Source organism: Halorhodospira sp. 9622 (assembly GCF_022228025.1).
Taxonomy (GTDB): Bacteria; Pseudomonadota; Gammaproteobacteria; order Nitrococcales; family Halorhodospiraceae; genus Halorhodospira; species Halorhodospira halophila_A.
This window is the reverse complement of record NZ_JAJNRE010000004.1, coordinates 151007-177049: the sequence shown is the minus strand read 5'-3', so window position 1 is coordinate 177049 and position 26043 is coordinate 151007. Positions and strand designations below refer to the sequence as shown.

General features: G+C 66.8%; 20 protein-coding genes and 1 pseudogene. 10 read left to right on the top strand and 11 right to left on the bottom strand.

Annotated elements, in window-relative coordinates:
- The first annotated feature begins 150 nt into the window (after positions 1-150).
- Positions 151-2055: a pyruvate kinase gene (locus tag LRG07_RS03935; protein ID WP_238641834.1), complete on the top strand. Its 1905-nt coding sequence runs from the start codon at positions 151-153 to the stop codon at positions 2053-2055.
- 86 nt (positions 2056-2141) lie between these two features.
- Here the strand turns inward: LRG07_RS03935 and LRG07_RS03930 are convergent, their stop codons facing one another.
- Together LRG07_RS03930 and LRG07_RS03925 are read right to left on the bottom strand one after the other, a co-directional pair.
- Positions 2142-3887, bottom strand: coding sequence for an EAL domain-containing protein (locus tag LRG07_RS03930; RefSeq protein WP_238641833.1), 1746 nt, complete (start codon positions 3885-3887; stop codon positions 2142-2144).
- A 155-nt stretch (positions 3888-4042) separates the two neighbouring features.
- Entirely contained in the window at positions 4043-5248 is a 1206-nt protein-coding gene (locus LRG07_RS03925) for an OprO/OprP family phosphate-selective porin (RefSeq protein ID WP_238641832.1), read from the bottom strand.
- 197 nt (positions 5249-5445) lie between these two features.
- Between LRG07_RS03925 and phoB the strand changes: the two genes are divergently transcribed.
- The 7 genes and pseudogenes from phoB (at position 5446) to phoU (ending at position 14370) form a co-directional block, all read left to right on the top strand.
- Positions 5446-6135 carry a phosphate regulon transcriptional regulator PhoB gene (gene phoB, locus LRG07_RS03920; RefSeq protein WP_201242042.1) on the top strand — a complete coding sequence of 230 codons (690 nt, stop codon included), beginning with the start codon at positions 5446-5448 and terminating at the stop codon, positions 6133-6135.
- 24 nt (positions 6136-6159) lie between these two features.
- The gene (gene phoR / locus LRG07_RS03915) at positions 6160-7500 is read left to right on the top strand and encodes a phosphate regulon sensor histidine kinase PhoR (protein WP_238641831.1); all 1341 of its coding nucleotides are present in this window, start codon (positions 6160-6162) and stop codon (positions 7498-7500) included.
- A gap of 68 nt (positions 7501-7568) precedes the next feature.
- Positions 7569-8534: a phosphate ABC transporter substrate-binding protein PstS family protein gene (locus LRG07_RS03910; RefSeq protein ID WP_201167534.1), complete on the top strand. Its 966-nt coding sequence runs from the start codon at positions 7569-7571 to the stop codon at positions 8532-8534.
- A gap of 185 nt (positions 8535-8719) precedes the next feature.
- The gene (locus tag LRG07_RS03905) at positions 8720-11053 is read left to right on the top strand and encodes an ABC transporter permease subunit (RefSeq protein WP_238635207.1); all 2334 of its coding nucleotides are present in this window, start codon (positions 8720-8722) and stop codon (positions 11051-11053) included.
- A 19-nt stretch (positions 11054-11072) separates the two neighbouring features.
- Positions 11073-12749, top strand: coding sequence for a phosphate ABC transporter permease PstA (gene pstA / locus LRG07_RS03900; protein WP_238641830.1), 1677 nt, complete (start codon positions 11073-11075; stop codon positions 12747-12749).
- A 116-nt stretch (positions 12750-12865) separates the two neighbouring features.
- Positions 12866-13618, top strand: a pseudogene (gene pstB, locus LRG07_RS03895) (phosphate ABC transporter ATP-binding protein PstB); the annotation flags it as partial.
- A gap of 11 nt (positions 13619-13629) precedes the next feature.
- The gene (gene phoU / locus LRG07_RS03890; RefSeq protein WP_238635206.1) at positions 13630-14370 is read left to right on the top strand and encodes a phosphate signaling complex protein PhoU; all 741 of its coding nucleotides are present in this window, start codon (positions 13630-13632) and stop codon (positions 14368-14370) included.
- A gap of 149 nt (positions 14371-14519) precedes the next feature.
- Here the strand turns inward: phoU and LRG07_RS03885 are convergent, their stop codons facing one another.
- The 9 genes from LRG07_RS03885 to LRG07_RS03845 all read right to left on the bottom strand — a co-directional run bounded on the left by LRG07_RS03885 (position 14520) and on the right by LRG07_RS03845 (position 23350).
- A complete protein-coding gene (locus LRG07_RS03885; protein ID WP_201167514.1) occupies positions 14520-15815 on the bottom strand; it encodes an arsenic transporter in 1296 nt (431 codons plus the stop codon).
- A 44-nt stretch (positions 15816-15859) separates the two neighbouring features.
- On the bottom strand, positions 15860-16369 hold the full coding sequence (locus LRG07_RS03880) for a CBS domain-containing protein (RefSeq protein WP_201167511.1): 510 nt from the start codon (positions 16367-16369) through the stop codon (positions 15860-15862).
- 151 nt (positions 16370-16520) lie between these two features.
- The gene (gene arsC / locus LRG07_RS03875) at positions 16521-16952 is read right to left on the bottom strand and encodes an arsenate reductase (thioredoxin) (protein ID WP_238641829.1); all 432 of its coding nucleotides are present in this window, start codon (positions 16950-16952) and stop codon (positions 16521-16523) included.
- Between the two features lie 39 nt (positions 16953-16991).
- Complete coding sequence (locus LRG07_RS03870) at positions 16992-17522, bottom strand: phosphatase PAP2 family protein (RefSeq protein ID WP_201167505.1); 531 nt, start codon at positions 17520-17522, stop codon at positions 16992-16994.
- On the bottom strand, positions 17507-18712 hold the full coding sequence (locus LRG07_RS03865; protein ID WP_255773113.1) for a glycosyltransferase family 1 protein: 1206 nt from the start codon (positions 18710-18712) through the stop codon (positions 17507-17509). The genes LRG07_RS03870 and LRG07_RS03865 overlap by 16 nt, the downstream gene beginning before the upstream one ends.
- Positions 18713-18789: 77 nt before the next feature.
- Positions 18790-19962, bottom strand: a complete 1173-nt coding sequence (locus LRG07_RS03860) for an ABC transporter ATP-binding protein (RefSeq protein ID WP_238641827.1) — start codon at positions 19960-19962, stop codon at positions 18790-18792.
- On the bottom strand, positions 19959-21758 hold the full coding sequence (locus LRG07_RS03855) for an ABC transporter permease subunit (protein ID WP_238641826.1): 1800 nt from the start codon (positions 21756-21758) through the stop codon (positions 19959-19961). Before LRG07_RS03855 ends, LRG07_RS03860 begins: the two co-directional genes overlap by 4 nt.
- A 4-nt stretch (positions 21759-21762) precedes the next feature.
- Positions 21763-22911: an ABC transporter substrate-binding protein gene (locus tag LRG07_RS03850; RefSeq protein ID WP_238641825.1), complete on the bottom strand. Its 1149-nt coding sequence runs from the start codon at positions 22909-22911 to the stop codon at positions 21763-21765.
- A 220-nt stretch (positions 22912-23131) separates the two neighbouring features.
- The gene (locus LRG07_RS03845) at positions 23132-23350 is read right to left on the bottom strand and encodes a helix-turn-helix domain-containing protein (RefSeq protein WP_201167496.1); all 219 of its coding nucleotides are present in this window, start codon (positions 23348-23350) and stop codon (positions 23132-23134) included.
- A gap of 192 nt (positions 23351-23542) precedes the next feature.
- Here LRG07_RS03845 and LRG07_RS03840 point away from each other — a divergent pair, with 192 nt between their 5' ends.
- Complete coding sequence (locus LRG07_RS03840; protein WP_238641824.1) at positions 23543-24835, top strand: acetyl-CoA carboxylase biotin carboxylase subunit family protein; 1293 nt, start codon at positions 23543-23545, stop codon at positions 24833-24835.
- A 134-nt stretch (positions 24836-24969) separates the two neighbouring features.
- Positions 24970-26028, top strand: a complete 1059-nt coding sequence (lpxD, locus tag LRG07_RS03835) for a UDP-3-O-(3-hydroxymyristoyl)glucosamine N-acyltransferase (RefSeq protein ID WP_201167491.1) — start codon at positions 24970-24972, stop codon at positions 26026-26028.
- Positions 26029-26043: the final 15 nt, after the last annotated feature.

The following is a 26043-nucleotide window of genomic DNA, read 5'->3' as shown; positions in this document are numbered from 1 at the left end:
AATGCCGATGACGTTCGGATGACACACGGGCTGCGGCTAGCGATGGCACCGGGGACCGGTTCAGGAGCAGCACCAGCGGTGGGACGATGTCCGGGACGTCACCGGCCTGTCACGCGGCTGTCACCGCGCGGGGTTAGCCTCGGTGGCGCTATGAACGAGAAAACCGGATTCGACGGTTCTGTCTGGCAGCCGGAGGCTTTGCTGGACGTCCTGGAGGCGCTGCGCTGGGACATCGAGGAGGGCGCAGAGCGTTGGCTGCGTCGCTACGAGGACGCCTTCCCGGATGGGGTCACCACCAGTGCCGAAAACTTCGCCCACTACCTGGCATTGCGTAACCGCGATCTGCGCAGTGTGCAGCGCTCCCTGGCCCGCTTCGGGCTTTCGTCGCTGGGGCGTCACGAACCCCATGTACTCGCGGGCTTGAATGAGGTCATTGAGGCCCTAGGTGCCCGGGTCGGGCGGGTGACGCAACGAAGGCGCGGTGGACCGACTTTCGAGCAGGCCCACCTCCGCCTGGCGACGCATGCAGCCGATCTGCTCGGTCCGGTGCCGGAAGGCCGTGACAGCCGTGTCATGGTGACCCTGCCATCCGCCGCCGCCGATGATCCGGGCCTGGTGCGTTCGTTGGTCGCTTCCGGGATGGATATGGCGCGAATCAACTGCGCCCACGACGATCCGGCCATGTGGCGCCGCATGGCTCGGCATGTGCGGGACGCCGAGGCCCGTACCGGGCGTTCCTGTCGGGTCCACATGGACTTGGCTGGCCATAAGGTGCGCACCGGCCCTGTTGCCCCGCGAACTCCAGTGGTTCGGCTGAAACCAATGCGGGATGCCTACGGCCGGGCTGTTCGACGCGCACAGGTCGATCTGGTGCACCCTGAGCAGATCGGTGACACCGGCCGGGGCGGTGTCCCCCGTCTCTGCCTGGACGGTGAAACCCTGGCCAGTATGAAGGTCGGGGACCGTCTGCGCTTTCGGGATGCCCGGAAATCCAGTCGCCTGCTGGCGGTCCGCGAGGCGATCCCGGGCGGCTTTCGGGCGGATATCGGGAGCACGGCTTACGTGACGCCCAGGACCCGCTTTGCCCTCCAGCGGCGGGGCGCTGGTAAGTGGCAGACCGTGATTCGCGGCCTCCGGTGCGGGGGATTTGTGGAAGCGCAGATGGAAATCCGCCTTTTTGAAGGGGACACCCTGGTGCTCCTGCGTCGGCCGGAGCCGGGAACCCCCGGGCGGCGGGACGAGGACGGGGGGATGGTTGTGCCCGCGCGCATCGCGTGCTCGCACCCGCAGGTGATCGACCAGCTCGACCCCGGCCAGGCGGTGTGGATCGACGACGGCAAGATCGGTGCCGAGGTGGAGTGTGTCGACGCCCACGGCGCCCGGTTGCGCATTACGCGGAGCCGTCCGCAGGGTGCCGTGCTGCATGAAGACAAGGGCCTGAACTTTCCCGGGCTCGATCTGGGGTTGCCGGCGCTGAGCGCGCAGGATGAGCAGGATCTGGATTTCGTCGCCGAGCTCGCGGATACGGTGGCTCTTTCCTTTACGGAGTCCCGCTCGGATCTGGAAGCCCTGGGGGCGGCGCTGGCCCGGCGCGGCGCCGTGGACCTGGGTGTCATCGCCAAGATCGAGACCCAACGCGGTGTGCAGAACCTACCGGACATCCTGCTCGGCGGGATGGGGCGCTTCGATCTGGGCGTGATGATCGCCAGGGGGGATCTCGCCGTGGAGATCGGCGGCGAGCGTCTTGCAGAGGTTCAGGAGGAACTGCTCTGGCTCTGCGAGGCTGCCCATGTGCCGGTGATCTGGGCCACGCAGGTCCTGGAGAGCCTGGCCAAGAAAGGCATTGCCTCGCGCCCGGAACTGACCGATGCGGCGATGTCCGGCCGCGCCGAGTGCGTGATGCTGAACAAGGGGCCCTACATCGTGACGGCCCTGCGCACGCTGGACGGTATCCTCCATCGAATGCAGCAGCACCAGCGCAAGAAGACCCCCCGGTTGCGGGCGCTCGGCATTGTGCAGAATCAGCCGGCGCCGCAGCCTGCGGCGGACGAGTAGTGCTGGGGGGGACCCGGGCGCCTTGCTCAAGGGGGAGGGGCTGTGACCGGGCGCGCTTACGTCTCCTTCCTCATTCGAGGCCTGGCTCACTCGGCGGCTGTTCGCCGCTCCACGAAGATCGAGTTGCCAGGCTGACGCTTTGCCTGAGCCTTGAGTTCGGCCAGCGTATCGGAGATCTCGTGGGGCTGGCTGTAGTGCGCCGCGGTCACGGGCAGGACGGCCAGCGAGAGGCTGCAAATGGGGAAGAAACGACGCCGCTGCTGTCGATCGATGCTTTCGATACCGCCACGGCCGCGGGCATGGGCGTCGTAATGCCCCGGCGCCAGCCATGCGAAACGCGCCAGCACGGATTCGCACTTCGCTTGCCAGGACTCCGGTCCGAGGATCATGAGAAAGTCGTCGCCCCCGATGTGTCCGAGGAAGTCGTCACGCTCATGCAGTTGTTGCCGGAGTGTGTCCGCCAGGGCCTGGATGAGTTGATCACCCTGAGCATACCCGTAGTAATCGTTGAACGCCTTGAAGGCATCGATATCGCAGTGAACGACCACGAATGCCCTCTCTGTGGCCAGGCGGCGCGCAAGCTCCTCTTTGATGGGGACGTTGCCGGGGAGGTCCGTTAGCGGGTTGGCGTGCCGGGCATTGCGTAACTGTAGGTTGGTGATCTCGCGTAGCAGGTCGATTGCGGAAGCGGTTCCCGCGTATCGGCCGGCTGTGTCCACGATGATGAAATCTTCCTCGATGGTTTCGTTGCATTCGGTGAGCTGCCGGCTGAGGTCCTCGAGCGAGGTGTCCTCTTGGACGAATCGTGTCTCAGGATCGGCGAAAGCCCGGGCAGGCCGTCTGCCGTAAAGGGAGTGGGCGTAGGGGTTGGCGAATCGGGACAGGAATCGGGAGGTGCGGATCAAGCCGATCGGCTTTGTCCCCTCGGTCACCGCGATGGTCCGCGGCGGCTGTTCGGCACATCGGAGCAGCTGGGCCACTTCAGCCATCGGAGTCTCCGCGGCAACGGTCGCGCACCGTCGGGAGAGCGAGGCGACGGTCCCCCGTGGGGGGCTGGTGTGTCGGCGATTCGATCCGGCGGCGCAATCGAGCTTCCGGGGCGGTACGGCGCTTGGACGGGCGAAAAAGAACCCCTGCATCAGGCGCCAATTGCGGGCCCAGAGGCAGTCATACTCCCCCTGCGTCTCGACCCCTTCGGCGATGACCTGGCAGTCGAGGTCGGCGGCGACTTCCTGAAGCCACTCCATGAAACGGCGCTTGCCCGCGTCATGGTCGATCTGCTGCACGAAGTGGCGGTCGATCTTGACGAAATCCGGTTTCAACTCCGACCAGTGGCGCAATCCGGAATAGCCGGTGCCGAGGTCATCCAGCGCCACGCGGAAGCCCATGCGCCGGTAGTGAGCGACAGCCTCGCCGAGCAGCGTGTAGTCGTGGATGGGGTGTTGTTCGGTGAGTTCGATGATGACCCGATGTGGCGATACGCCGTACTCATGGAGGAAATGCAGCGTAAGTCCTTGCTGGAAGGTCGGGTCGAGCAAGGACTGGGGCATGACATTGATGAACAGGAGCCCGGGTAGGTCCAGCGACGCGAACCGTTGGATACACGCGCGGCGCGCCGCCCAGTCCAGCTCCAGCAGCCTGTCCTGCTCGGCCGCCGCCTGGAATAGGGCGGCGGGCGTGGCCAGGTCGGTGCAGACCGGGCCACGGATCAGGGCTTCATACCCGAAGATATCGCCGCTGCGGGTATCCAGGATCGGCTGAAAGAACGGGCGGAGCCCTCCACCTTGGATGACCGCATCGAGCGACGCCGATTTCAATGCGAATTCGGTCATGGTGTTGGCTACCGAGAAAGCGGCGGCGGCCCGACTGGACCGCCGCCCGAAGCTGGCCGTGGCCAGAGGGAGCACCCGATCCCGGCGCTGCCGGGATCCATGGCATGTGCGGGAGGCCCGGTCAGGGTCTCCGGAACCTCCCGTCGCAGTGGCACCTACCAGTTGTACTGGGCGCGGAAGCCGACCAGGGTCGGACTCTCGTCCGGGAGGACATCGCCTCCCGGGAGGCCGTCTTCCCTGCGGTCCTTGACGTCGGCGAAGACGACGTTGCCCATAAAGCGCAGGTTGCTGCTGGCGTAGTAGTTGATGCCCAGGGTGAGGTTGTTCTGCTCACCGCCTGCGAACCCGGAGTCGTTCAGGTCCATGTGGCTGTAGCGGGCCGCCAGCTCCCACGCTCCGCCGGAGCCGCTGGGGGTGACGCCGCCGAAGCCGCCGGTGGAGTAGGTGCGGCTCTCGCCGGTGAGCACGTAGCTGCCCTGGACGTGCCAGCCGCTGAAGGTGGGCTCGTCGCCGTTGTCGCGATTCATCGAGACGGTGAGGTACTCCGCCTCGGCGGAGAGGGGGCCAGAGATGTAGGCCGCCTCCAGACCGAGCTTGGTGGTGTCCGTGACATCCTCAACGGTCGTGCCAATAAGCCGCTGGCTGCCGCCGTCGCCATCGCGCAGCTCGGGGCGATCGCTGAAGCCGATGTCCAGTGGGTCATCCTGGTCCTCGTAGACCAGCGAGGCGCCCAGGTGCAGCCGCGGCGCCTCGTTGTGGCGGGAGGCGGTCAGGAACGGGGCGTAGACGCCGCGGATCGCATAACCTTGCGGCTGATTGCCTCGGTAGTCCTTGTGATCAACGTCATCATCTTCACCCTCATCGTCCCCCAGCGACCGGCCGAAGAACATGGTCTTGAAGCCGAGCTCGTCGCCGGTCTGCTCGTAGGCGATACCGATGCGCCGCGAGTCGGGGATGATGTTGCTGACCGAGGAGCGCTCCATGAAGGTGTAGTTGTTGGAGCTGGTCAGCTGGTTCAGACCCTGCGGCACCTTGTATTGACCCAGCCACAGCCGCCCCGGGCCGAGGCTGCGGCGCAGGCGGAAGTCAGCGGCGCTGACGCTACCCTCGGCCACGTTGATCTCCACCCGGCCGTCCCAGTGCTCGTCAATGCTGCCGTCCATGCCCAGGCGGGCGCGACGGTTGTTGAAGCCGTCGACGAAGTCGGTCTCGTCCTCGTCGATCATGTGGTAGTCCATCTGCAGCCGGCCGCGGATGTCGAACTCGGGGTTGGCCAGGGCCTCGTAGGGGAAGGCCACGGCCAGGCCCGCGCCCAGCAGGGCGGTGGTCGAGAGGTACGGCGCGATTCGTCTCGTTGTCATCAAGGGTCCTCCTCGGGTTTGGAGCGTCGCCGGGGAGCACGGCCCCGACTCGGAGGACACGCTAGGCGGTGTTTCTTACGTCGCGATGACGGTGGTGTGGGGTTTGTGTGAAGCTTGCGTTGTCACAATCCTGCAATGTGCTTGCCTTTTAATGACGCGGGCATGAACGGCCATGCCGAAAAAGGGGATACAGCCTGATGGCAGCAAGGATACTCGTGGTTGAGGACGACTCGGCGGTGCGTGAGATGCTGATCACCTCCCTCGAGCGGCAGGGGTTCGACGTCATACCGGTGGTTGATGCCATGCAGGCCTCGGAGCAGCTGCGCGAGCGGCCGCCGGATCTGATCCTGCTCGACTGGATGCTGCCGCAGGTCAGCGGTGTCGAGTGGGCGCGGGGACTCAAGGAGGATGAGCAGACCCGCGGGATCCCCATCATCCTGCTCACCGCCCGGGGTGAGGAGGAGGATAAGGTGCGGGGCTTCGATTCCGGGGTGGATGATTACGTGACCAAACCGTTCTCGCCGCGCGAGCTGGCTGCCCGGGTCAAGGCCGTCCTCCGGCGCACGGCCCCGGCGACAACCGATGCCCCTCTGGAGGCGGCCGGCCTGCGCCTGGATCCGGTCAGCCACCGGGTTACCGGACACGGCCAGGCGCTGGAACTCGGTCCCACCGAGTACCGGCTGCTGCGATTCTTCATGGCGCATCCCGATCGCGTCTTTACCCGCACGCAGCTGCTCGATCAGGTCTGGGGCACCAATGTCTATGTCGAAGAGCGCACCGTGGATGTGCACATCCGCCGACTGCGCAAGATCCTGGCCGCGACGGGCCACGACGCCCTGGTCCAGACGGTCCGTGGGGCCGGCTATCGGTTCTCGGAACAGACCTGATCCGCGGCTGAGAGAGCGGATTCCATGACACGCAATCCCTGGCCGGGGTTTCTGCTGACGCTCCTCGCCGCGCTGGCGGTCTGGTTGATTGCCGGGCTGGCCACCGGCTGGTGGGTGGAGGCCGCGGCGATCCTGCTGGCGCTGGGTTACCTGTGGAACCAGTATCAACTCTGGCGGCTGGAGCGCTGGCTGCGGGTCGGCCGCAAGCTGGATCCGCCCATCTCCCGCGGGGTCTGGGGCGAGGTGTTTCATGCCCTGCATCGCCGCCAGCGCCGACAGCGGGAGCGCAGGCACCGGCTGCGCCGGGTCATCCGCGAGTACCGGGAATCCGCCAAGGCGATGCCCGATGCCACCATGGTGCTCTACGCCGATGATCGTCTGCTCTGGTGGAACAATGCGGCACGCGAGCTCCTCGGCCTGACCTGGCCGGGCGACGAGGGGCAGCGTATCAGCAACCTGCTCCGGCAACCGGAGTTCAGGGCCTTCCTGGATACCGCCACCAAACAAAGCGCGCCGCTGACCATGCCGTCGCCGGTCGACCCGCGGATCACACTGGAGCTTCGTCTGGTCCCCTACGGCCGCAATCAGCGGTTGCTCATCGCCCGCGATATCAGCCGCACGCAGCGGCTCGAGACGATCCGGCGGGACTTCGTGGCCAATGTGTCCCACGAGCTCAAGACCCCCTTGACCGTGATCTACGGCGTTGCCGAGGAGATGGGTGAGGAGCTGGCCCCGGAGCAACCGGGTTGGGCGGGATCGATTCGGCTGCTGCAGGAGCAATCCGCGCGGATGCAGCGACTGGTCCAGGATCTGCTAACCCTGTCCCGACTGGAGACCGGGTCGCTGGCTGAGGAAGAGGATCCGGTGGATATGCAGGCCCTGCTCGAGGAGGTCTGTGCCGAGGCGCGGACGCTCTCTGGAGACCAGAATCATCGGATAGAGCTTGAGGCGGAGCCGGGCCTGTTCGTGCGTGGATCGTACGGAGAGTTGCGCAGCGCGGTTGCGAACCTGGTCTCTAACGCCGTGCGCTACACACCGGGCGGTGGTGCCATCCGCGTGCGCTGGCAGGCCGATGCGCACACGGCCCGGTGCGAGGTCGCGGACAGCGGCATCGGCATCCCGCGCGAGCACCTGCCGCGGATCACCGAGCGTTTCTATCGGGTGGACAAGGCCCGCTCCAACGCCACCGGGGGTACCGGGCTGGGGCTGGCCATCGTTAAGCACGTGATGCATCGCCACGGTGGTTGGCTGAACGTGCGCAGCGAGCCCGACCAGGGATCCACCTTCACGTTGGTCTTCCCGGCGCGGACTTTGGAGCGCGACGGCGTTTCATCGAATCGTCACCCTGCCTTCACGAGCCGGTAAGGGAAGCGGCGCAGACTCTTTCGTGCCTGGAGTCAGGCTTCCCGAACAAGCTGAGTGGAGCAGAGATCATGTGGAAGAGAGGTTGTTTCCTGGGCATGGCCAGCATGGCCCTGGTGGCCGGCGGGCCGCTGGGTGCTGCCGAGGTGGATGACGACCTGCCGAATTACGAGCGGGTTTCGGGCATTTCCGGCAACCTGGGCAGTCAGGGCTCGGATACCCTCAACAACCTGATGACGCTATGGGCGGAGGAGTTCCAGGATTTTTACCCCAACGTCTCGGTGGAGATCGAGGGGGCCGGCTCGGGGACGGCGCCGGTGGCGCTGACCGAGGGGACTGCGAACTTCGGCCCGATGAGCCGGGACATGCGCTCCTCGGAGATCGAGAGCTTTGAGGATGCCCACGGTTACGAGCCCACCAAGGTGCGGGTGGCCATCGACACCATCGCGGTCTTCGTCAACCGCGACAATCCGATCGACGGGCTGACCATGGAGCAGGTGGACGGGATGTTCTCGGCCACGCAGCGCTGTGGTGGCAGCGATGTCACGCGCTGGGGCGACGTGGGGCTGGACGGCCCCTGGCAGAATCGGGACATCACCCTCTATAGCCGCAACGCCGTCTCCGGCACCTACGGCTTCTTCCGCGAGCACGCCCTGTGCGACGGCGACTTCAAGGACGCCATCAACGAGCAGCCGGGCTCCGCCTCGGTGGTCCAGGGTGTGTCCGAATCGCTCAACGGCATCGGCTACTCCGGGATCGGCTACCAGACCTCCGGTGTGAAGGCGATCGCCCTGGGCGACGACGAGGACAACCTCTACGAGCCCAACGCCGAGAATGCGGTCAGCGGCGACTACCCGCTGTCGCGGTTCCTCTACGTCTACGTGAACAAGGACCCCAACGGCGAACTGCCGCCCATCGAGCGGGAGTTCCTGAAGCTGGTCCTCTCCGAGGAAGGCCAGGACGTGGTCCGCCGCGACGGCTTCATCCCCATGCCCGCACAGGCCGCCGAGCGCGAGCGCGAGCGTCTCGGTCTGTAAGGGGCAACCCACTGGCCGGGGCCCATACGCCCCGGATCCATCGTTGAGCGCTACGCGGGCCGGCCCTACGCCGGCCCGTTCTGTTTAGGGGGTTCAGCGGGTGTTCATCGTTTCGTCACGAAACCGTCATCCGCCCCCCTTAGGCTGCGTCAGCGTTCATTTCTCGCAGGGTGCGATCAAAGATCATGAGCGATCAGACGACAGGGCTCACCGAACCGGGCCGAGGCAGTGGCAAGGGTCCGTCCCGGGGCCTGCCGGACGCGGCCCGTCGGCGCCGCCTGCGCCGCTGGCGCGGGGCCAAGGACTGGATCAGTCGTGGCAGCGTGGCCACCTTCGGCGTGGGGGTCATCGGCGCGCTGGCGCTGATGTTCGTCTACCTCTTCTCCGAGACCATGCCCATCTTTGGCGAGCCGGAGATCCGGCCCGCCGCCAGCTACGCCGCCCCCGGCGGACCGGAACTTGGCGAGACGGTCCACGTTGCCATGGAGCGTTACCGCGAGGTCGGGGTGCGCTTTACCGACCGGGCCGGCTACGCCTTTTTCAATCCCCGCAGTGGCGAGCTGATCGAGCAGGGGCAGCTGAACAAGCCGTCCGGGGCACAGATCCGCAGTTTCGACACGGCCGAAGCCCGCCATCGGCTGGTGGGCTACGGCCTCGATGACGGCACGGCGATCTTCGCCCGTCACGACTACGACGTCAGCTACCCGGACGGCGAGCGCCAGGTCACCCCGTCGATCACCTATCCGGAGGGCGAGGGCGAACCCCTGGCGATCTGGGCCGAGGATGGCCATCCGCTCGACGCCATCGGGGTCCAGCGGGGGCGCCGTGGCTCCGCCGTGGTGGGTGCCAGCAACGAGCAGGAGGCCCTGCGCCTGGTACTCTTCGAGGAGGAGACGGACTTCATCACCGGTGAGGCGACCGTTGAGCGCGAGGTCTACGACCTGCCTTGGCCGGAGTCGGGGATCGAGGTCACACGGATCCTCCTCGACACCACCATGCGTAACCTCTTCGTTGGCGATGCCAAGGGGCGGTTGCACTACTTCGATGTCTCAAACCTGAACCGCCCGCGTCTGGTCGGCACAGTGCGCGCAATCGAGGGGGACGATGCCGAGGTCACGCAGCTTCAGTTCCTGCTCGGGGCCGCGTCGATGATCGCCGGTGGCTCCGACGGATCGGTGTCGCAATACATGGTGACCCGGGACGAGGCGGGGGATCGGCAGCTCACGCGCATCCGTACCTTCGATGGCCACCCGGCGGCGGTGACTGGCATCGCACCGGAGCACGCCCGTAAAGGCTTCGCTACCGGCGCCGCCGACGGCACGCTGCAGCTGCACTACGCCACCTCGTCGCGCACGTTGACGCAGCTGGCGCTGGAGGGCGGCCCCTCAGTGGCCGCGCTGTCGATGGCGCCGCGACAGAACGCGCTGATGGCCGTCGGTGCCAATGAGCGGTTCAACTACCTGGACGTCGACAACCCGCACCCGGAGGTTTCGTTCAAGGCCCTGTGGCAGAGGGTCTGGTACGAGGGTCGCGATGCGCCCGCCTACGTCTGGCAGTCATCTTCCGCTACCGACGAGTTCGAGCCCAAGTTCTCGCTGGTACCGCTGACCATCGGCACGTTGAAGGCGGCGTTCTACGCCATGCTCTTTGCGACACCCATCGCGATCCTCGGGGCGATCTACTCGGCCTACTTCATGTCCGCACGCATGCGGCAGATGACCAAGCCCGCCATCGAGATCATGGAGGCGCTGCCAACGGTCATCCTCGGCTTCCTCGCGGGGCTCTGGGCTGCGCCGTTTTTCGAGCGGAATCTCCCGGCAGTCTTCTCCATCCTGATCGCCCTGCCCATCGCCATGGTGATGGCCGCTTGGCTGTGGACCCGGGTCTTCCCCGAGGGCATCCGCAGCCGGGTGCCGCCGGGCTGGGAGGCCGCACTGCTGATCCCGGTGGTGATCGGGGTCGGGTGGCTCGGCGTCACCGCCAGTCCCTACATGGAGCTCGCTTTCTTCGGCGGTGATATGCGCCAGTGGCTCACCAATCAGGGGATCGACTACGACCAGCGCAACGCCTTGGTTGTGGGGATCGCCATGGGCTTCGCGGTGATCCCGACGATCTTCTCCATCTCCGAGGATGCGGTGTTCAACGTGCCGCGCCACCTCTCGCAGGGGGCCTTGGCGCTCGGCGCGACGCCCTGGCAGGCAGTGGCCACCGTGGTCCTGCTGACGGCCAGCCCCGGCATCTTCTCGGCGGTGATGATCGGCTTCGGCCGGGCCGTCGGCGAGACCATGATCGTGGTCATGGCCACCGGCAACTCGCCAGTCACCAATTTCAACCTCTTCGAGGGCATGCGCACGCTCTCGGCCAACATCGCTGTGGAGATGAAGGAGACCGCGCAGGGGAGCAGCCACTACCGGATCCTATTCCTTGCCGCCTTAGTGCTCTTCGTCCTGACCTTCGCGGTCAACACCGTGGCGGAGATCGTGCGCCACCGCCTGCGCAAGAAGTACAGCGCGCTCTGATACGGAGGATGCCGCAACGATGCGCGACTGGTTCAACAAGGGAACACCCTGGATTTGGCTCAACGCCGGGGCCGTGGCCGTATCACTGGTCATGGTGGCGGGGCTCATCGGCCATATTGCCTACAACGGCCTGCAGCACTTCTGGCCCAGCAATGTCGTGGCCTTCGAATACCAAGAGCCCGGGCGTGACGCCGAGCAGGTTCTCGGCGAGGTCGACGCCGCGGAGACCCTGACCGCGCCGGCGGCCCGCGAGCGCGGCTTCGAGGTGGACGACGACGATGCGCTGATCACCCGCTACCGGATCAAGCGCGGCAACCGGGACGTCGATGGCCGGGACTTTGTTTGGTACGCCGACGTCAACATGTCGGAGTGGAGTCACCCCAAGGATGCGGTGGTCATCGAGCGCCGGCAGTGGGGGGATTTCATCGGCTACCTGCGCGACGTGCGCATCGACGGGGAGAAGGTCGAGACGGTCAGCGACGAGGGCGACGCGACCTGGGACCGTTTCCTGGAGCTCTACGAGGAGAATCGCTCGCGGATCCAGGAGATCCAGCGCATCGAGCGCGTGGAGATCGGCGCGGTTAACGCCGAGATCGAGGAGATCCGCCTGACCGAGCGCCAAATCGAGGCCGACCTAACCCTGAGCGAGGAGGAGCGCACCGAGCAGCTCGAGGCCCTGGAGGCCGAACGGGACCGCTGGGAGGGGGAGTACGCGGAGCTCGAGCAGCGGCGCAACGAGCTGCTTGAGGAGGTCGGACGCTACGCCGTGGGGATGGGGACCGCCGCGGGTGAAGAGGTGGTCATCGCCATGGGCGACGTGGTCAAGCCATGGCGACCGAACGCCATGAGCGTCTGGGACAAGGCCCGCTTCTACGTCGGCGACTTCTGGGACTTCGTCAGCGGCTATCCGCGGGAGGCCAACACCGAGGGCGGCATCCTGCCGGCGATCTTCGGCACGGTGCTGATGACCATCGTCATGGCCGTCTTTGTCACACCCTTCGGCGTGCTCGCGGCGATCTACCTGCGTGAGTACGCCCGACAGGGGCCGCTGACGCGGATGATCCGCATCTCGGTGAACAACCTCGCCGGCGTCCCGTCCATCGTCTTCGGCGTCTTCGGCCTCGGCTTCTTCGTCTACTTCGTCGGGGGTGGAGTGGACCAGCTCTTCTTCGAGGAGCGCCTACCGGCGCCAACCTTCGGCAAGGGCGGCGTGCTCTGGGCCTCGCTGACCCTGGCGCTGCTGACCCTGCCGGTGGTGATCGTCTCCACCGAGGAGGGTCTCTCGCGCATCCCCGGGTCGATCCGGCAAGGGGCGTTGGCCCTGGGGGCGACTAAGGCGGAGATGCTCTGGCGGGTGGTGATCCCGTTGGCGACGCCGGCGATGATCACCGGGCTGATCCTGGCCGTGGCCCGTGCGGCCGGCGAGGTAGCGCCGCTGATGCTTGTCGGCGTGGTCAAGCTGGCCCCGCAGCTGCCGGTGGATGGGAGTTTCCCGTACATCCACCTGGAGCGCAGTTTCATGCACCTGGGCTTTCACATCTTCGACGTCGGCTTCCAGAGCCCCAACGTCGAGGCCGGGCGGCCGCTGGTCTACGCCACGGCGCTGATCCTGGTGCTGGTCATCATTGTGCTCAACCTGACGGCCATCTCGATCCGCAACTTCCTGCGCGAGAAGTACAAGGCCGAGAGCGATTAAGAGAGGGAGCTATGAACGCCACCAATTCCCCGTCCGCACCCACCCACGGTTTCAGCAGCGAGGCGCTGCAGGACCGCCAGCGGGATGGCTCGGCGGCGAGAAAACGGTTGGGCAGCGATATCTGTCTTCAGACCCATGAGCTCAGCCTCTGGTACGGGGAGGAGCAGGTGCTCAAAGGGGTCGACCTGGAGATCCCCCGAGGCCAGATCACCGCCTTCATCGGGCCTTCAGGTTGCGGGAAGTCGACGCTTCTGCGGTGTTTCAACCGGATGAATGACCTGATCGACAACTGCCGGATCGAAGGGCGCATCACCCTCGACGGCGAGGAGATCCACGCCCGGCGCATGGATGTGCCCGAGCTGCGCCGCCGGGTCGGCATGGTCTTCCAGAAGCCGAACCCCTTCCCGAAGTCGATCTACGAGAATGTGGCCTACGGTCTGCGTCTTCAGGGCGTGCGCAATCGCCGTACCCTCGATGAGGTTGTCGAGAAGTCGTTGCGCCGGGCCGCACTCTGGGACGAGGTCAAGGACCGGCTCCACGAGAACGCCTTCGGCCTCTCCGGTGGGCAGCAGCAGCGGCTCGTCATTGCCCGGGCCATCGCCGTGGAGCCGGAGGTGCTGCTGCTCGACGAACCGGCATCAGCCCTCGATCCGTTGGCTACGCTCAAGATCGAGGAGTTGATGTTCGAACTCAAGGAGCGCTACACCATCGCCATCGTCACCCACAACATGCAGCAGGCCGCGCGGGTGTCGGATTTCACGGCGTTCCTCTACCTCGGTGAGCTCATTGAGCACAACGATACCGATACGCTCTTCACCAATCCCGGCAAGAAGCAGACCGAGGATTACATCACCGGCCGTTACGGCTGAGGAGACCGCCGATGACCGACGAGAACCCCACCGAAAAGAGCTTCTTCCAGGAGCACATCTCCCAGCGGTTCAACGCCGAACTGGAGGCGATCCACGACCGCGTTCTGAGCATGGGCGGCCTGGTGGAGCAGCAACTGGCCGATGCCGTGGCGGCGATGGCCGAGTCGCGGACGGAACTGGCGGAGAAGGTGGTAACCAGTGACTACCAGATCAACGCCCTGGAGGTGGCCCTGGACGAGGACTGCACGCAGATCCTGGTCCGCCGACAGCCCACCGCCTCGGATCTGCGCCTGGTCATGGCGGTGATCAAGACCATCACGGATCTGGAGCGCATCGGCGACGAGGCGGAGCGGATCGGGCGGATGGCGCTGCACTTCCTCGAGCTGGACCGGCAGAACGGTCCGATCGAGGAGCTCGGCGAGATGGGCGAGCATGTGCAGGGGATGCTGCGCGGTTCACTGGATGCCTTCGCCCGCATGGATGTCGAGCAGGCCGTGCGCGTGGCGCAGCAGGACATCCAGGCGGATAGTCAGTACGAGGTGATTGTCCACCGTCTGATGGATCAGATGATGCGCAGTCCGGAGACCGTGCCGCGGGTCATGGACGTGGTCTGGACCGCCCGCTCGCTGGAACGCATCGGGGATCGCGCCCGCAATATCTGCGAGTACGTGGTCTACTTCGTCCGCGGCAAGAACGTGCGCCACACGAGCTTCGAGCAGATGGCTCAGGAGGCCACCGGAGACCGGCATTAGGGCTACGGCGCGCAACCAACCACCCGGTACCCCCGCTTGGCGCCCCCGGGCCCGGCTGTGCGGGCCAGGGGCGCGGCGCGTCGGCTTGAATAGCCCCGGCTTGGTTGGCGCAGTAAAGCCGCTTGAGCCCCGTTTTCGCCGGTGAGGGCCTAGCCGTGGAGCACCTGAAGCCAGCCGGCGAGGGCGAGGAGCGTGACGAACAGCACCGGCGGGGTGATGACGATGCCGATGGCGAAGTATTTCGCCCAGGTGATGTGCACCCCTTTGCGGGCCAGTACGTGTAGCCAGAGCAGCGTGGCCAGACTGCCGATCGGGGTGATCTTCGGCCCCAGGTCCGAGCCGATGACGTTGGCGTAGATCATGGCTTCCTTGACCAACCCGCTGGCGCCGGACTCATCGATGGAGAGTGCCACCACCATGACACCGGGCATGTTGTTCATCACCGAGGCGAGGAACGCGGCGATGAAGCCGGTGCCGAGCGTCGCCACGACCACGCCCTGGGCGGCGATGACATCGAGCGCGCCGGCGATCTCGGCGGTCAGCCCCTGGTTGCGTAGCCCGTAGACGACCAGGTACATCCCTACCGAGAAGATCACGATCTGCCACGGCGCGTTCTTCAGCACCTGTCGAGTGGCAATGGCGTGGCCCCGGGCGGCAACGGCCAGCAGGATGGCCGCACCGGCGCCGACAATCGCGGAGATGGGCACGCCCATCGGCTCGATCACCAGAAAGGCTAGAAGCAGCAGGGCCAGTACGCCCCAGCCGGCCCTGAACACGGCCGGATCCTTGATTGCCTGACGCGGCTCGCGCAGGCCTGCCGCGGAGTAGACCCGCGGGATCTGCTTGCGGAAGAAGAGCGTGAGCACGGCCAGTGAGGCGAGCACCGAGACCACCGTCACCGGCACCATGACCATCGCATACTGGTTGAAGCCGATATCGAAGAAGTCCGCCGAGACGATGTTCACCAGGTTGGAGATGACCAGCGGCAGCGAGGCGGTATCGGCGATGAACCCCGCCGCGATGACGAAGGCGAACGCCGCACCGGCCGAAAAGCCGAGCGCCAAGAGCATCTCAAGGACGATCGGGGTCAGCATGAGTGCAGCGCCGTCGTTGGCGAAGATCGCCGCCACTGCTGCGCCCAGGAAGATGATAAAGGCGTAGAGGCGCAGGCCGCTGCCCTTGCCCCAGCGCGCCACGTGTAACGCCGCCCATTCGAAGAATCCGGCCTCGTCCAGCAGCAGCGAGATGATGATGATGAACACGAAGGTCAGGGTGGCGTTCCAGACGATATCCACCACCACGGGGACATCGCTTAGCTCGACCACGCCGGTGACCAGCGCCACCAGGGCACCGGCGGTCGCGCTCCAGCCGATGCCCAGTCCCTTGGGCTGCCAGATGACCAGAGCGATGGTGATGACGAAGATCGCGATGGCGGCTAATAGCATGGCTTCCGGTCTTCGGGGTCAGGAGGGTGTTGGGGTGGTTGGGGTCACGGGGATGAGTCGTCGCTGGGCAGATCCCCTTTCATGGGGTTACAGCACTCCGGGTGCTGCGTCAGGCAGCGCATCAGATCGAAGCGCGTGACCATCCCGAGCAGACGTCCCTCGCGGTTGACGACTGGCACTGCATGGATGCGGTGCTCGAGGAGCATACGGGCCGCCACGCTCGTGTCATCCTGCGGGGTGACGGTCACTAGCTTGCGGGTCATGACCTGCTGCGCCGTGCGTCCTTCCACCCGATCCGGCTCGTCGGCAGCGGCGCCGCGCAGGGGGGAGCGGTAGAGGGACTCGACCCACCAGGACTCACGCTGCGGGACCCGCAGATCCGCCATCCTGTGCGTGAGATCGCCGGTGGAGACGATGCCGATCAGGGTTCCCTGCGCGTCGACCACAGCGATGCTGTTCAGGCATTGCGCGAGCATCGCATTCGCCACCTCGTGAACCGGGGTTTCCGGGGGGACCGTGGTCGGCTCCCGGGTCATGATCCGTTCGATCTTCATCGCCTGCCCTCCTGCGGATCGACGCGGCCCATCTCTCCGGTTATCCGGCAAGAGTACGTTTGTCCGTATATCCGGTCAACCGTATATAAACGCGCTTTACGGGACTCCGACAGACCGGGTGCCCGCCAGACTGGTTGCCGCGTGGATTCTCCTAGGTCGTGGAGATCGGATCGGTGAGGAGCGCGCGGACACGCTGCTTGATGTCGTCCCGAACGGCACGGAAGGCATTGAGGATCTCCTCGTCGGTGCCCTCGGCGCGGGCCGGGTCCGGCAGCGGCCAGTGGTGTTTAACAACCCGGCCGGGCACCACGGGGCAGTGCTCGTCGGCGTGTCCGCATACCGTGACCAGCATATCGGCCTGGTTCAGCATATTCTCGGTCAAGACGGTCGAATGTTGGTTGGCTATATCAACCCCGTCCTCGCGCATGACGGCGATCGCGCGGGGATTTTGGCCGTGCGCTTCGATGCCGGCGGACAGCACCCGCCAGCTTTCGTCCGCCATCGTTCGGGCGTAACCTTCGGCCATCTGGGACCGGCAGGAGTTGCCGGTGCAGAGGAAGAGCAGGGTGCGCGTGTTGGTCATGGGCGTCCTCCATGGATGGGGGCGCGGTAGCTCCCGAGTCTAAACCACGAACAGCCACAGGCTGCCATGGGCGATCAGGGCGCCGATCAGGGCACCGGCGAGGACGTCCGTCGGGTAGTGGAGCCCCAGGACCACCCGCGAGGCGGCGATGAGCCCGGCGACCGGGATCAGCCATACGGCAAGGGCCGGGTAGTAGGCGCTAGCCAGCAGCGTGAATCCGACCGCATGCAAGGTATGCCCGGAGGGGAAGCTGTAGCGGTCGAGGGCCGGTGTCCCCGGGGTCAGGGAGGGGTCTGCCTCGTACGGCCGGAGCCGACGCGTGCCGCGCTTGATGAGCGTGTAGAGCAGGGTGCCGACCAGGCCCGCTGCGGCCATGTGCAGCACCGCAGTCGCTCCGTTGATCCCCTCGATCAGGAGGATACCGGCCATGAGGCCGTACCAGAGCCCACCGTCGCCCAGACGACTCGCCGCGACGAACACCCGGCGCGACAACTGCCGTTGCTGGACCCGGCGCAGCGCCAGGCAGAGAAGCAGCTCCCACTGCTGAAAGCGGATCAGGGCTTGCTGCATAGCGTGACCCCTCCTCGGTTCAGGCCATCGTGTCCCCGCACGGCCTCGGCCAGGATGTGGCCGAAACGCCGAGCGACGTGTTGCCAACTCAGGGATTCAACTCCGGCGCGGGCGGCCTTTTGCCAGCGCTGGCGGGTTTCCGGAGCGAGGAGCGCGGATCCGACGGCGGCCTCGATCCAGCCGCCGGGGTCGTCCCGGGCAACAAGGCGGCCACTGACGGCGTCCTCGACGTGGCGATGGGCGGCGGCGTAGTCGAAGGCGATGACTGGCACCCCGCTGGCCAGTGCCTCGAGCGTCACGTTGCCGAAGGTCTCGCTCAGGCTGGGGAAGAGGAACAGATCCGCCGAGGCGTAATAGCGGGCGAGGTCCGCGCCGCGGCGCACACCGGCGAAGATCAGATCCGGGTGCTGACGCTGGAGTTCCGCGCGCATCGGGCCGTCGCCGACAAGTACCAGTCTTGCCGCCGGCTGTACGTGCTGGATATGGCGGAACGCCTCGACGGCCAGGCCTAGGTTCTTCTCCGCGGCCAGACGCCCGACATAGAGCAGAACCGGGGCACGGTCATCGGCTCCCCAGCCAGCGCGCAACGTGGCCGAGCGCCGGTCCGGGTGGAAGCGGTGGGTGTCGACCCCCCGGCCGAGGGTCTCGACGTTCCGGTAGCCCCGCTCGGTCAGTGCCTCGGCCAAGCGGGTTTCAGGAACCAGTGTCCGGTCGGTTCGATTGTGGAATCGGCACAGGTAGCGCTGGACGGCCCCGTTCAGCGGGCCGAGCCCGTAGTGGCTGGCGTAGGTATCGAAGCGCGTGTGGAAGCCGCTGACGGTGGGTAGGCGCAGGCGGGCCGCCGCCCGCTGCGCCGACCAGCCCAGGGGCCCTTCCGTGGCGATATAGACGGCGTCCGGTCTTTGGCTGCGCCAGAGCTCTTCGAGGAGGCGGGGGCGGACGAGGCCGCAACGGACCTCCCGGTAGCCCGGTATCGAAACGCCGCAGACCGGGTAGAGGTTGGTCTCCTGGCCGCGTGGACGCGCCGGGTGGTGGGGCACGATCAGGTCAACCCGGGTCGTGTCCTGTCTCAAACCGGCGACCAGGTGCGAGAGCGTCGTGGCCACCCCGTTGGCTTCCGGGGCGTAGGTTTCGGACACGATGCTCACGCGTTGCAACGGGGCGGGCGGGGGTAAGATCTTTTTGCTCATGGCCCCCGAGTCTGCGGGGGCCATGTTGCAGGGTCGTGATGGCTGCGTGAGCCGGGGATGACAGTGATCCGCCGGCGTCAGGCTGTCCGCAGCTGGCAGTCTGCGGCGCCTTCCGGGGCGGAGTTGGCAGCGGTTGGCTCGTCGCTGTAGGCGCAGGTCCCTTCGGTATCGATGGCCAGCTGCACGGGGCCGGCGGCGTCCAGCGGATGGCGGGAAAAGAACGTCAGCGGCTCATCGCCGAGGCGGCATACCACCCGCCAGTGGTAACCCTCGAAACAGCACTGCTCCACGGTGGCCGTGACCAGCTGCTCGTCGGCGCGTGCTGGCTCGTCCGCGCGCAGCGGACGGATGGCTTCCGGACGGATGCGGACCGTGGCTCCAGTGCCGCGGGGCTCACCCTGGGCATGGCCGCGAACCGTCATGTGCGTGCCGCCGCTGCGGACGCTGAGGCGGCCTTCGCCATCGTGGCCGACGATCTCGGCCTGCAGCTGGTTGTTGTAGCCCACCAGGCCGGCAATCCAGGCGTTCGACGGCGACTGGAAGACCTCCTTCGCCGAGCCCACCTGCTCGACCTGACCGCCGCGCATGACCACCAGCCGGTGCCCCAGAGCGACCGCCTCGTGGATATCGTGGGTGACGTAGATGGCAGTGGTCTCGAGCCGCTGCAGCAGCTCGGCGAGCTCGATGCGCATCTGGATCCGCAGCTGGGCATCGAGGTTGGACAGGGGCTCATCGAACAGAAGCACCTGCGGGTCCGTGGCCAGCGCGCGTGCGATGGCCACCCGCTGTTGCTGCCCGCCGGAGAGCTGGCGCGGGTAGCGCTGTGCCATCCCGTCCAGGCCGAGCATGCCGAGCAGCTCCGCCGTGCGCGAAGCCCACACGGCCTTGGGCACACCGCGATGACGCATACCGAAGCGGACAATGCGCTCCACGGTCATGTGCGGCCACAGGGCGAAGTCCTGGAAGACCATGTTCACGGGGCGCTGCTCGGGCGGAACGACGGCGCCGGGCCGGGATACGCACCGGCCGCCGATGCGGATGGCCCCCGCGCTGGGCGTGTCGAGCCCGGCGATCAGGCGAAGCAGCGTGGACTTCCCGCAACCGGAAGGGCCGAGGATGGCGATTACCTCGCCGGGGTGGATGTTCAGGGAGGCCTGTCCCAGCGCCGGGACCCCGTCGAAGTGGCGGCTGACGGCGTCCACCTCCACGCCGGCGGCCTGTGCCCGGTTGGCGGGTTTCGTCGTGGTCATGATCGTGATGTCTCCGTCGTGGTTTCGAAGTAGCTACGGAACAGCCGTCGGGCGCTGAAACGGACCGTGACGATGACCGCTGCGGTGATCAGGCAGACCACGACCGTAGCGGCGGTCGCCCATTCGTACTGCACCGTGCGGAAATGCTCGTCGATGATCACCGGGATGGTCGGGAAGCCCGGCGGCTGTAGCATGGTGGTGATGGCCAGGTCGAAGACACTGGTGGCGAATACAGCGAGGCCGGCGGAGAGCAGGCCGGAGAGAGTCAGCGGCAGGAGGATGGCGCGGATGCGCGTCCACAGGCCGGCTCCCTGGAGTGCGGCGCTCGACAGGAACGATCCCGGCGTCTGGGACATGGCGCCGAGCAAAACCCGCACGGCGATGGGCACCGAGGCCGCTGCCGAGCACAGGGCAATCGCCCAGCCGCTGCCGTAGACCTGGATGCCGATGTCGGCCAGCCAGCGCTGGTTCCACCAGAAGATGTAGCCCACGGCCAGAACAATGCCGGGAACTGCTAGGGTGACGGTCGAGGCCACATCGATAAAGCGCCGCAGCCGGTGCCCACTGTAGGCCAGCAGATACGCCGCCAGGAAGCCAATGACCAGGGCGATGGCGGCAGCGGCGAAGGCGATCCCGAAGCTGTTCTTGAGCGCCGGCAGCAAGGCCGAGCCGCTGGATAGCACGGCCTGGTAGTTGGCCAGGGTGAGATTGTCCCAGCTCAGGCCGGCCCCGTAGCGCTCCATGAACGAGACGGAGAGGCTGGTTCCCAGCGGGGCGAAGACCGCCAGGCCGAGGAACGCGAAGGTGATCGCCGAGAGGAGCGGCCAGAACCGGGGCCTGGGGCGCTGCCGCGGCGTTGCCGCCGCGGTGAGGAAATCCCGGCCGCCGCCGCGCAGCACACGGATCTGGATGGCGATCGCCACGGCAACCATCGAGACCAGGACCGCGGCCAGCACGGCGGCCCCCTCAAAAGACACGGGTACGGTCTGGATCTCGGTGCGGATGACGTAGGGAATGAGCGGAAAACGGAACACCGAGATGAAGGCGGCTGGCAGCCCGAAGTCACCGATGGTATCCACGAAGACGAGGATGCCAGCGGCCAGCAGGGCCGGGAGGAGCAGTGGTAGCCGGATGGCGCGGAAAACCGTCCACGGCCGCGCGCCGGAGAGCCGGGCGGCGTGCTCGTACCGGCTGACGTCCCACTGCAGCGCGGCGCTGAAGGCCAGATAGGCCAGCGGGAAGTTGGCCAGGCTCATCACCAGGATCAGCCCCGGCAACGAGAAGATGACGTCCCCGGCCCAGGGGATGCCGAGCAGCGAGGCGGTGCCGCCGCTGCGTGCGAAGAGCACCCAGCCCTGGGCGATGATGAACGACGGCATCACCAGGACGAACCAGGCGGAGAAGTCGATCAACCCCGATCCCGGGAAGCGCCAGTGGTGCCGCATCCAGGCGAGTCCGACGCCAATGGCCGCGCCGAGGACCATCGTCCCCAGGCCGAGTAGCAGCGAGTTACGCACCGCGTTGCGCCAGAGGCTGCGTTCCCACAGGTCGCTGAACAGATCGAAAGTGCCCAGCTGCAGGCTGCCCAGGTACAGCTGCGGGAAGGCCAGGTGGGCCAGCATGGCGGCCAGCGGCAGTCCGACCAAAACGATCAGGGCGGCTGTCACGGCCCACGCCACCGATCGGTCGCCGGGTCCGGAGAGGCGGCGCCACCGCCCGGTCAGTGCGGCCCCGCTGCGGGCCGCCTGCCGGACGATGGCGCTGGTTGCTACCTGGGTGAGTCGAGCTGCCTGCACCGGCTCACGACCCCGATTGGTCGGCGAACCACTGCTTGATCTCGTTCTCGACCTCGCCGGCCCACTCGTAGTCCGTGAACTCGTACGGGGTCACGCGATCGAGAAACTCGTTGGGCGGCAGCAGCTCGTTGGGATCGGCACCTTCGACCAGCGGCACGAAGTACTTGTTGCGGTGCTCGATCTGGGTGAGATAGGTCTGGGTGTCCGCCTCAAGCATCCACTCGATGAAGGCCCGGGCGTCATCGGCCACGGTGGTGTCAGCGCTGATCCCGGTGGCGCGGGCGGCCCCGGGGGTGCCCTCCGCGGGGTAGACGATCTCGATGTCGGCGTCCTTCTCCACCTCGCCGTAGGTGTTCGGCTCCTCAAGGCCGGCGACGCAGATGTCCCCGGCCGCCAGGGCTTCGGCCACCGGGCTGTTGGAGCGGTACATGCGGACCCCGTTGTCGAAAACGTCCTCCCAGAAGCCGTAGCCGTCGTCCATGCTCTCCTCGAAGAACCAGGACACGTAGGGGTAGGCCGGGCCCGAGATGGCCGGGTCGGGCATGCCGACCTTGCCCTCGAAGGCCGGGTCGCGCAGGGCATCCCAGCCGAGTTCCTCGACCCGCTCCGTGTCGGCGCAGTTCGGGTTGTAGACCAGGAGCGCCGGGGCGTTGACGGTGACCGGCCACCACGCCGCATCCGGGTCCTGGTCGTAGATCTGGCGGCCCAGGTCGTTGTAGCGAGCCGCGTTGTCCGGCTGCCAGCCATCGTCGAGGAGCTGTCCCTCCTGGTAGAGGCGGTTCACGCTGCCGTGGCCCTGGACGTAGACCACGTCCCACTGCGGGTTGGCGCGCTCCGCCTCGATGCGGGCGAGGATCTCGCCGCCGCTCATGTCCACGATCTGGACCGGGATCCCGGTGTCGTCGGTAAACCGCTCGGCGATGGCATCGCCGTGGTCGTGGAGGTAGACGGTGAGCACGTCGTCGCGCAGCTCGACCTGACCGGCGTCCACGTCATCGGCATCGATCGCGCCGGTCGGGACGTCCTCGTCGCCGGAGCAGCCCGCCGTCATCAGGATACCTCCGGCGATGAGGGCGAGCACGGCGCTGCGCGTGCCCGGGCTGGGAAGGCCGATGCGGGCGGCATCGTGCCGGGAGGTTTGGGGTCGACTCATGGCGCACCTGTTCAGTTGCGGTGGGAACAGTGCGGCAGTATGGGAGCCGCTTGTTGCGGTTCGGTTACGGCCGGATAACGGTGGGAAGACGTTGCGGTTGCGGGCTGTTTGCACGCGGGCACAGACGGCGCGCGGCGTATGCCGGCGCTAGGGGCAGGGGGTGCTGTGAGGAGAGGGGTGAGCGGCGGACAGCCGTATCGTCCGCCCTGCGCGGGTCAGATCAGAGTGCTGCCCGCTGGGGTTTGACTTGGCGGGGCTCTGCGGGGTAGCCATGGGTCGGGTGCTTACGGCGGGCAGCCGGATACACCGGGGCCGTCAGCCACGTTCGCAGCGATTGCGGGTGGATCGCCAGCTCGTCGGCGATCTGCTCGATCGTCCAGCCGTGCCGGTACATGCGCAGCGCGGTGTGGTAAAGCTCCGTGGGGCTCTTGCGGGCCATTGTCGAATCTCCTTTGAGTGCGTTTCGTGTCGATCTATTCAGATTAGACGGCAGCCTGGCAGTCTGCCGTGACGTGGCGATGCCGTTCGCGTGACATTTGCATGACGGGCGGTTCCGGGCGAGCCCGGTCCGCTATCCTCAGCGAGGCGCGCGAAACCGTGCTGGCGATCTTGGTTGCAGGGGGAAACCGATATGAAGTTCGGCGTTATCAATCCTCAGCCCTACATGGAGCCGGCGCTGGCGGAGCTGGAGCAGGAACATGAGGTGGTGCGTCTCCACCCTGAGCACTGGAGCGAGGGTGAAATCAGCTCCACGGCGCGGTTCTGCCGGGAGCAGGGGGTCGTGGCTGTCGCCGGGTTCGCGCAGAAGGACGCCTTCCACCATCTGCTCATCAATGAGCGCCTGGGCAACCCAGTCCCTTCGCGGGTGGCTTTCTTCTACTGCATGAACAAGTACCTGATGCGGACCCTGGAGCGGGATGCCTTCTTCTACGCCCCGGTCGACCCGCTTCAGGAGAGCGATGAACAGATCGCCGCACGAATCCCGGCGCACGAGTGGCCCTTCATGCTGAAGAACACCTCGCTGTCGCTCGGCCGGGGGATCTTCCGTATCGCCAACCTGGAGGAGTTGCGCCGGGTGCTGGCCGATTACCGGCAGGACCGGGAGCTGCAGCGGGCGCTGGCGCGGCAGTGTGCGGCCTACCTCGAGGGGGTGGCACCGCAGCAGGTGCCGGCGCTGGCACCCCCCTTCGTGGCCGAGCATCTGGTGGATATGAGCCGCGCCACGGAATACTGCTACGAGGGCTATGTCACCGCCGATGGCCAGGTTGTCCACTACGGCCTGACCGAGGAGATCTACTTCTCCAACCATCAGGCGCTCGGCTACCTGACGCCGCCGGTATCGATCAGCCGGGACATGGCCGACACCATCGAGGCGTGGGTCTCCGCCTACATGCAGCGACTGGCCGCTCTCGGGTACCGCAACCAGTTCTTCAATCTGGAGTTCTGGGTGATGCCAGACGGCTCGCTGCACCTGACCGAGATCAACCCGCGAGCGGCTCACAGTTACCACTACAACTACCGCTACTCCTTCGGTAGTTCGCTCTATGCGGACAATCTACTCCTCGCCGCTGGCCAGCGGCCGGCTCGTCCCACGCCTTGGGATCAGTGGCGCGCGGGGGCGCCGCACCGATTCACGCTCATCGTGCTGATCACCGCCCGGGAGCCGGGCCGGGTGGGGGATATCCTCGATTACGATTACGTGGATGCACTGGAGGCCGAGCAGGGCGTCCTGATCCGTCATGTGCGCCAACGCGACGAGGTCATCCGAGAGGCGGAACTGTCCGCCGCAGGCGTGATGCTCCAGCAGCTGTGGATCACCGGTGACAGCTCGATGGAGATCATCGCGCGGGAACGCGAGATTCGCTTGCGCATCTACCGCAACCCGCAGGACGCCGTTGGCTATCCGCCCTTCTGGCGGATCTGATCGGAGCCGGCTGGAGGCCGGGCAACCCGTTCGGTTACGATCCCTCGGCTACAGTGGGGGGCCGGGGCGCGTGCGGGGATCCGGGATGGGCCCGGTCGGGGCCGGCTCCGCGAACACCGCCGCCAGGAGGAAGCATGACCAGCGCCATGACCATCCAGGAACTCGCCGCGCGGGTCGGCGCTCGGGTGGCCGGTGACGGGGACCGCCCGGTCCGCCGTGCCGCCACGCTGCTCGGGGCCGGGGATGATGCCGTAGCCTTCTGCACCAGCCAGCGCCACTTGAGCGACCTGCGCCGCTGCGCCGCGGCGGCCGTGCTGGTGCGCGCCGAATACGAGAGCGAGTGCCCGGTCACCGCGCTGGTGGTGGGCGACCCCTACCTGGCCTTCATCGACGCGGTGGAGCTTCTACATCCCGAGGCGCCGGCGCCGACGGGGGTCCAGTCCGGTGCCGTGGTCTCGTCGGAGGCTGTGCTGGAAGACGGGGTCAGTGTCGGTCCCAACGCGGTGGTCGAGGCCGGGGCGATGCTCGGCGCGGGCAGTACAGTGGCTCCGGGAGCCTTCGTCGGAGCCGCGGCCCGGCTGGGGGCGGGCGGCTGGCTCGGTCCCAATGCGGTGCTCGGTGGCGGGTGTCGCACCGGTGAACGGGTGCGTATCCATGCCGGAGCGGTGATCGGTGCCGATGGCTTCGGTTATGCCCCTCTGCCCGATGGCAAGGGGTGGCGCAAGGTTCCGCAGATCGGCGCGGTCGAAATCGGCGATGACGTTGAGATCGGTGCCAATGCCACGGTGGACCGCGGGGCGCTTGAGGACACGGTCATCGAGGCCGGGGTCAAGCTCGATGACCACGTCCACATCGCCCACAACTGCCGCGTGGGTGCCCGTACCGTCATCGCTGGCGCCGCAGTCGTTGCGGGCAGCACCATCATCGGACGGGATTGCATGATTGGCGGGCTGGTCGCGATCACCGACAACATCCGCATCGCCGACGGCGTCTCTCTGATGGGGATGACCGGGGTCACCGGATCGATTCGGGAGCCCGGCGCCTACGCCTCGCCGCTGCCGGCGCAACCGGTCCGGCAGTGGCGACGCAACACGGTTCGTTTTACGCAGCTCGACAGCCTCTTCCGTCGTGTCCAGGCACTGGAGGGGCATCGCGGTGGGGCCGCCGAGGAGGGCGGGGGCAGCGATGACTGACCGGTGCCGGCGTCG

What these genes read in the sequence shown, in the direction of transcription:
- LRG07_RS03935 (WP_238641834.1), top strand. Translation starts at nt 151, where the DNA reads ATGAACGAGAAAACCGGATTCGACGGTTCTGTCTGGCAGCCGGAGGCT.
- LRG07_RS03930 (WP_238641833.1), bottom strand. Translation starts at nt 3,887, where the DNA reads ATGACCGAATTCGCATTGAAATCGGCGTCGCTCGATGCGGTCATCCAA.
- LRG07_RS03925 (WP_238641832.1), bottom strand. Translation starts at nt 5,248, where the DNA reads ATGACAACGAGACGAATCGCGCCGTACCTCTCGACCACCGCCCTGCTG.
- phoB (WP_201242042.1), top strand. Translation starts at nt 5,446, where the DNA reads ATGGCAGCAAGGATACTCGTGGTTGAGGACGACTCGGCGGTGCGTGAG.
- phoR (WP_238641831.1), top strand. Translation starts at nt 6,160, where the DNA reads ATGACACGCAATCCCTGGCCGGGGTTTCTGCTGACGCTCCTCGCCGCG.
- LRG07_RS03910 (WP_201167534.1), top strand. Translation starts at nt 7,569, where the DNA reads ATGTGGAAGAGAGGTTGTTTCCTGGGCATGGCCAGCATGGCCCTGGTG.
- LRG07_RS03905 (WP_238635207.1), top strand. Translation starts at nt 8,720, where the DNA reads ATGAGCGATCAGACGACAGGGCTCACCGAACCGGGCCGAGGCAGTGGC.
- pstA (WP_238641830.1), top strand. Translation starts at nt 11,073, where the DNA reads ATGCGCGACTGGTTCAACAAGGGAACACCCTGGATTTGGCTCAACGCC.
- phoU (WP_238635206.1), top strand. Translation starts at nt 13,630, where the DNA reads ATGACCGACGAGAACCCCACCGAAAAGAGCTTCTTCCAGGAGCACATC.
- LRG07_RS03885 (WP_201167514.1), bottom strand. Translation starts at nt 15,815, where the DNA reads ATGCTATTAGCCGCCATCGCGATCTTCGTCATCACCATCGCTCTGGTC.
- LRG07_RS03880 (WP_201167511.1), bottom strand. Translation starts at nt 16,369, where the DNA reads ATGAAGATCGAACGGATCATGACCCGGGAGCCGACCACGGTCCCCCCG.
- arsC (WP_238641829.1), bottom strand. Translation starts at nt 16,952, where the DNA reads ATGACCAACACGCGCACCCTGCTCTTCCTCTGCACCGGCAACTCCTGC.
- LRG07_RS03870 (WP_201167505.1), bottom strand. Translation starts at nt 17,522, where the DNA reads ATGCAGCAAGCCCTGATCCGCTTTCAGCAGTGGGAGCTGCTTCTCTGC.
- LRG07_RS03865 (WP_255773113.1), bottom strand. Translation starts at nt 18,712, where the DNA reads ATGAGCAAAAAGATCTTACCCCCGCCCGCCCCGTTGCAACGCGTGAGC.
- LRG07_RS03860 (WP_238641827.1), bottom strand. Translation starts at nt 19,962, where the DNA reads ATGACCACGACGAAACCCGCCAACCGGGCACAGGCCGCCGGCGTGGAG.
- LRG07_RS03850 (WP_238641825.1), bottom strand. Translation starts at nt 22,911, where the DNA reads ATGAGTCGACCCCAAACCTCCCGGCACGATGCCGCCCGCATCGGCCTT.
- LRG07_RS03845 (WP_201167496.1), bottom strand. Translation starts at nt 23,350, where the DNA reads ATGGCCCGCAAGAGCCCCACGGAGCTTTACCACACCGCGCTGCGCATG.
- LRG07_RS03840 (WP_238641824.1), top strand. Translation starts at nt 23,543, where the DNA reads ATGAAGTTCGGCGTTATCAATCCTCAGCCCTACATGGAGCCGGCGCTG.
- lpxD (WP_201167491.1), top strand. Translation starts at nt 24,970, where the DNA reads ATGACCAGCGCCATGACCATCCAGGAACTCGCCGCGCGGGTCGGCGCT.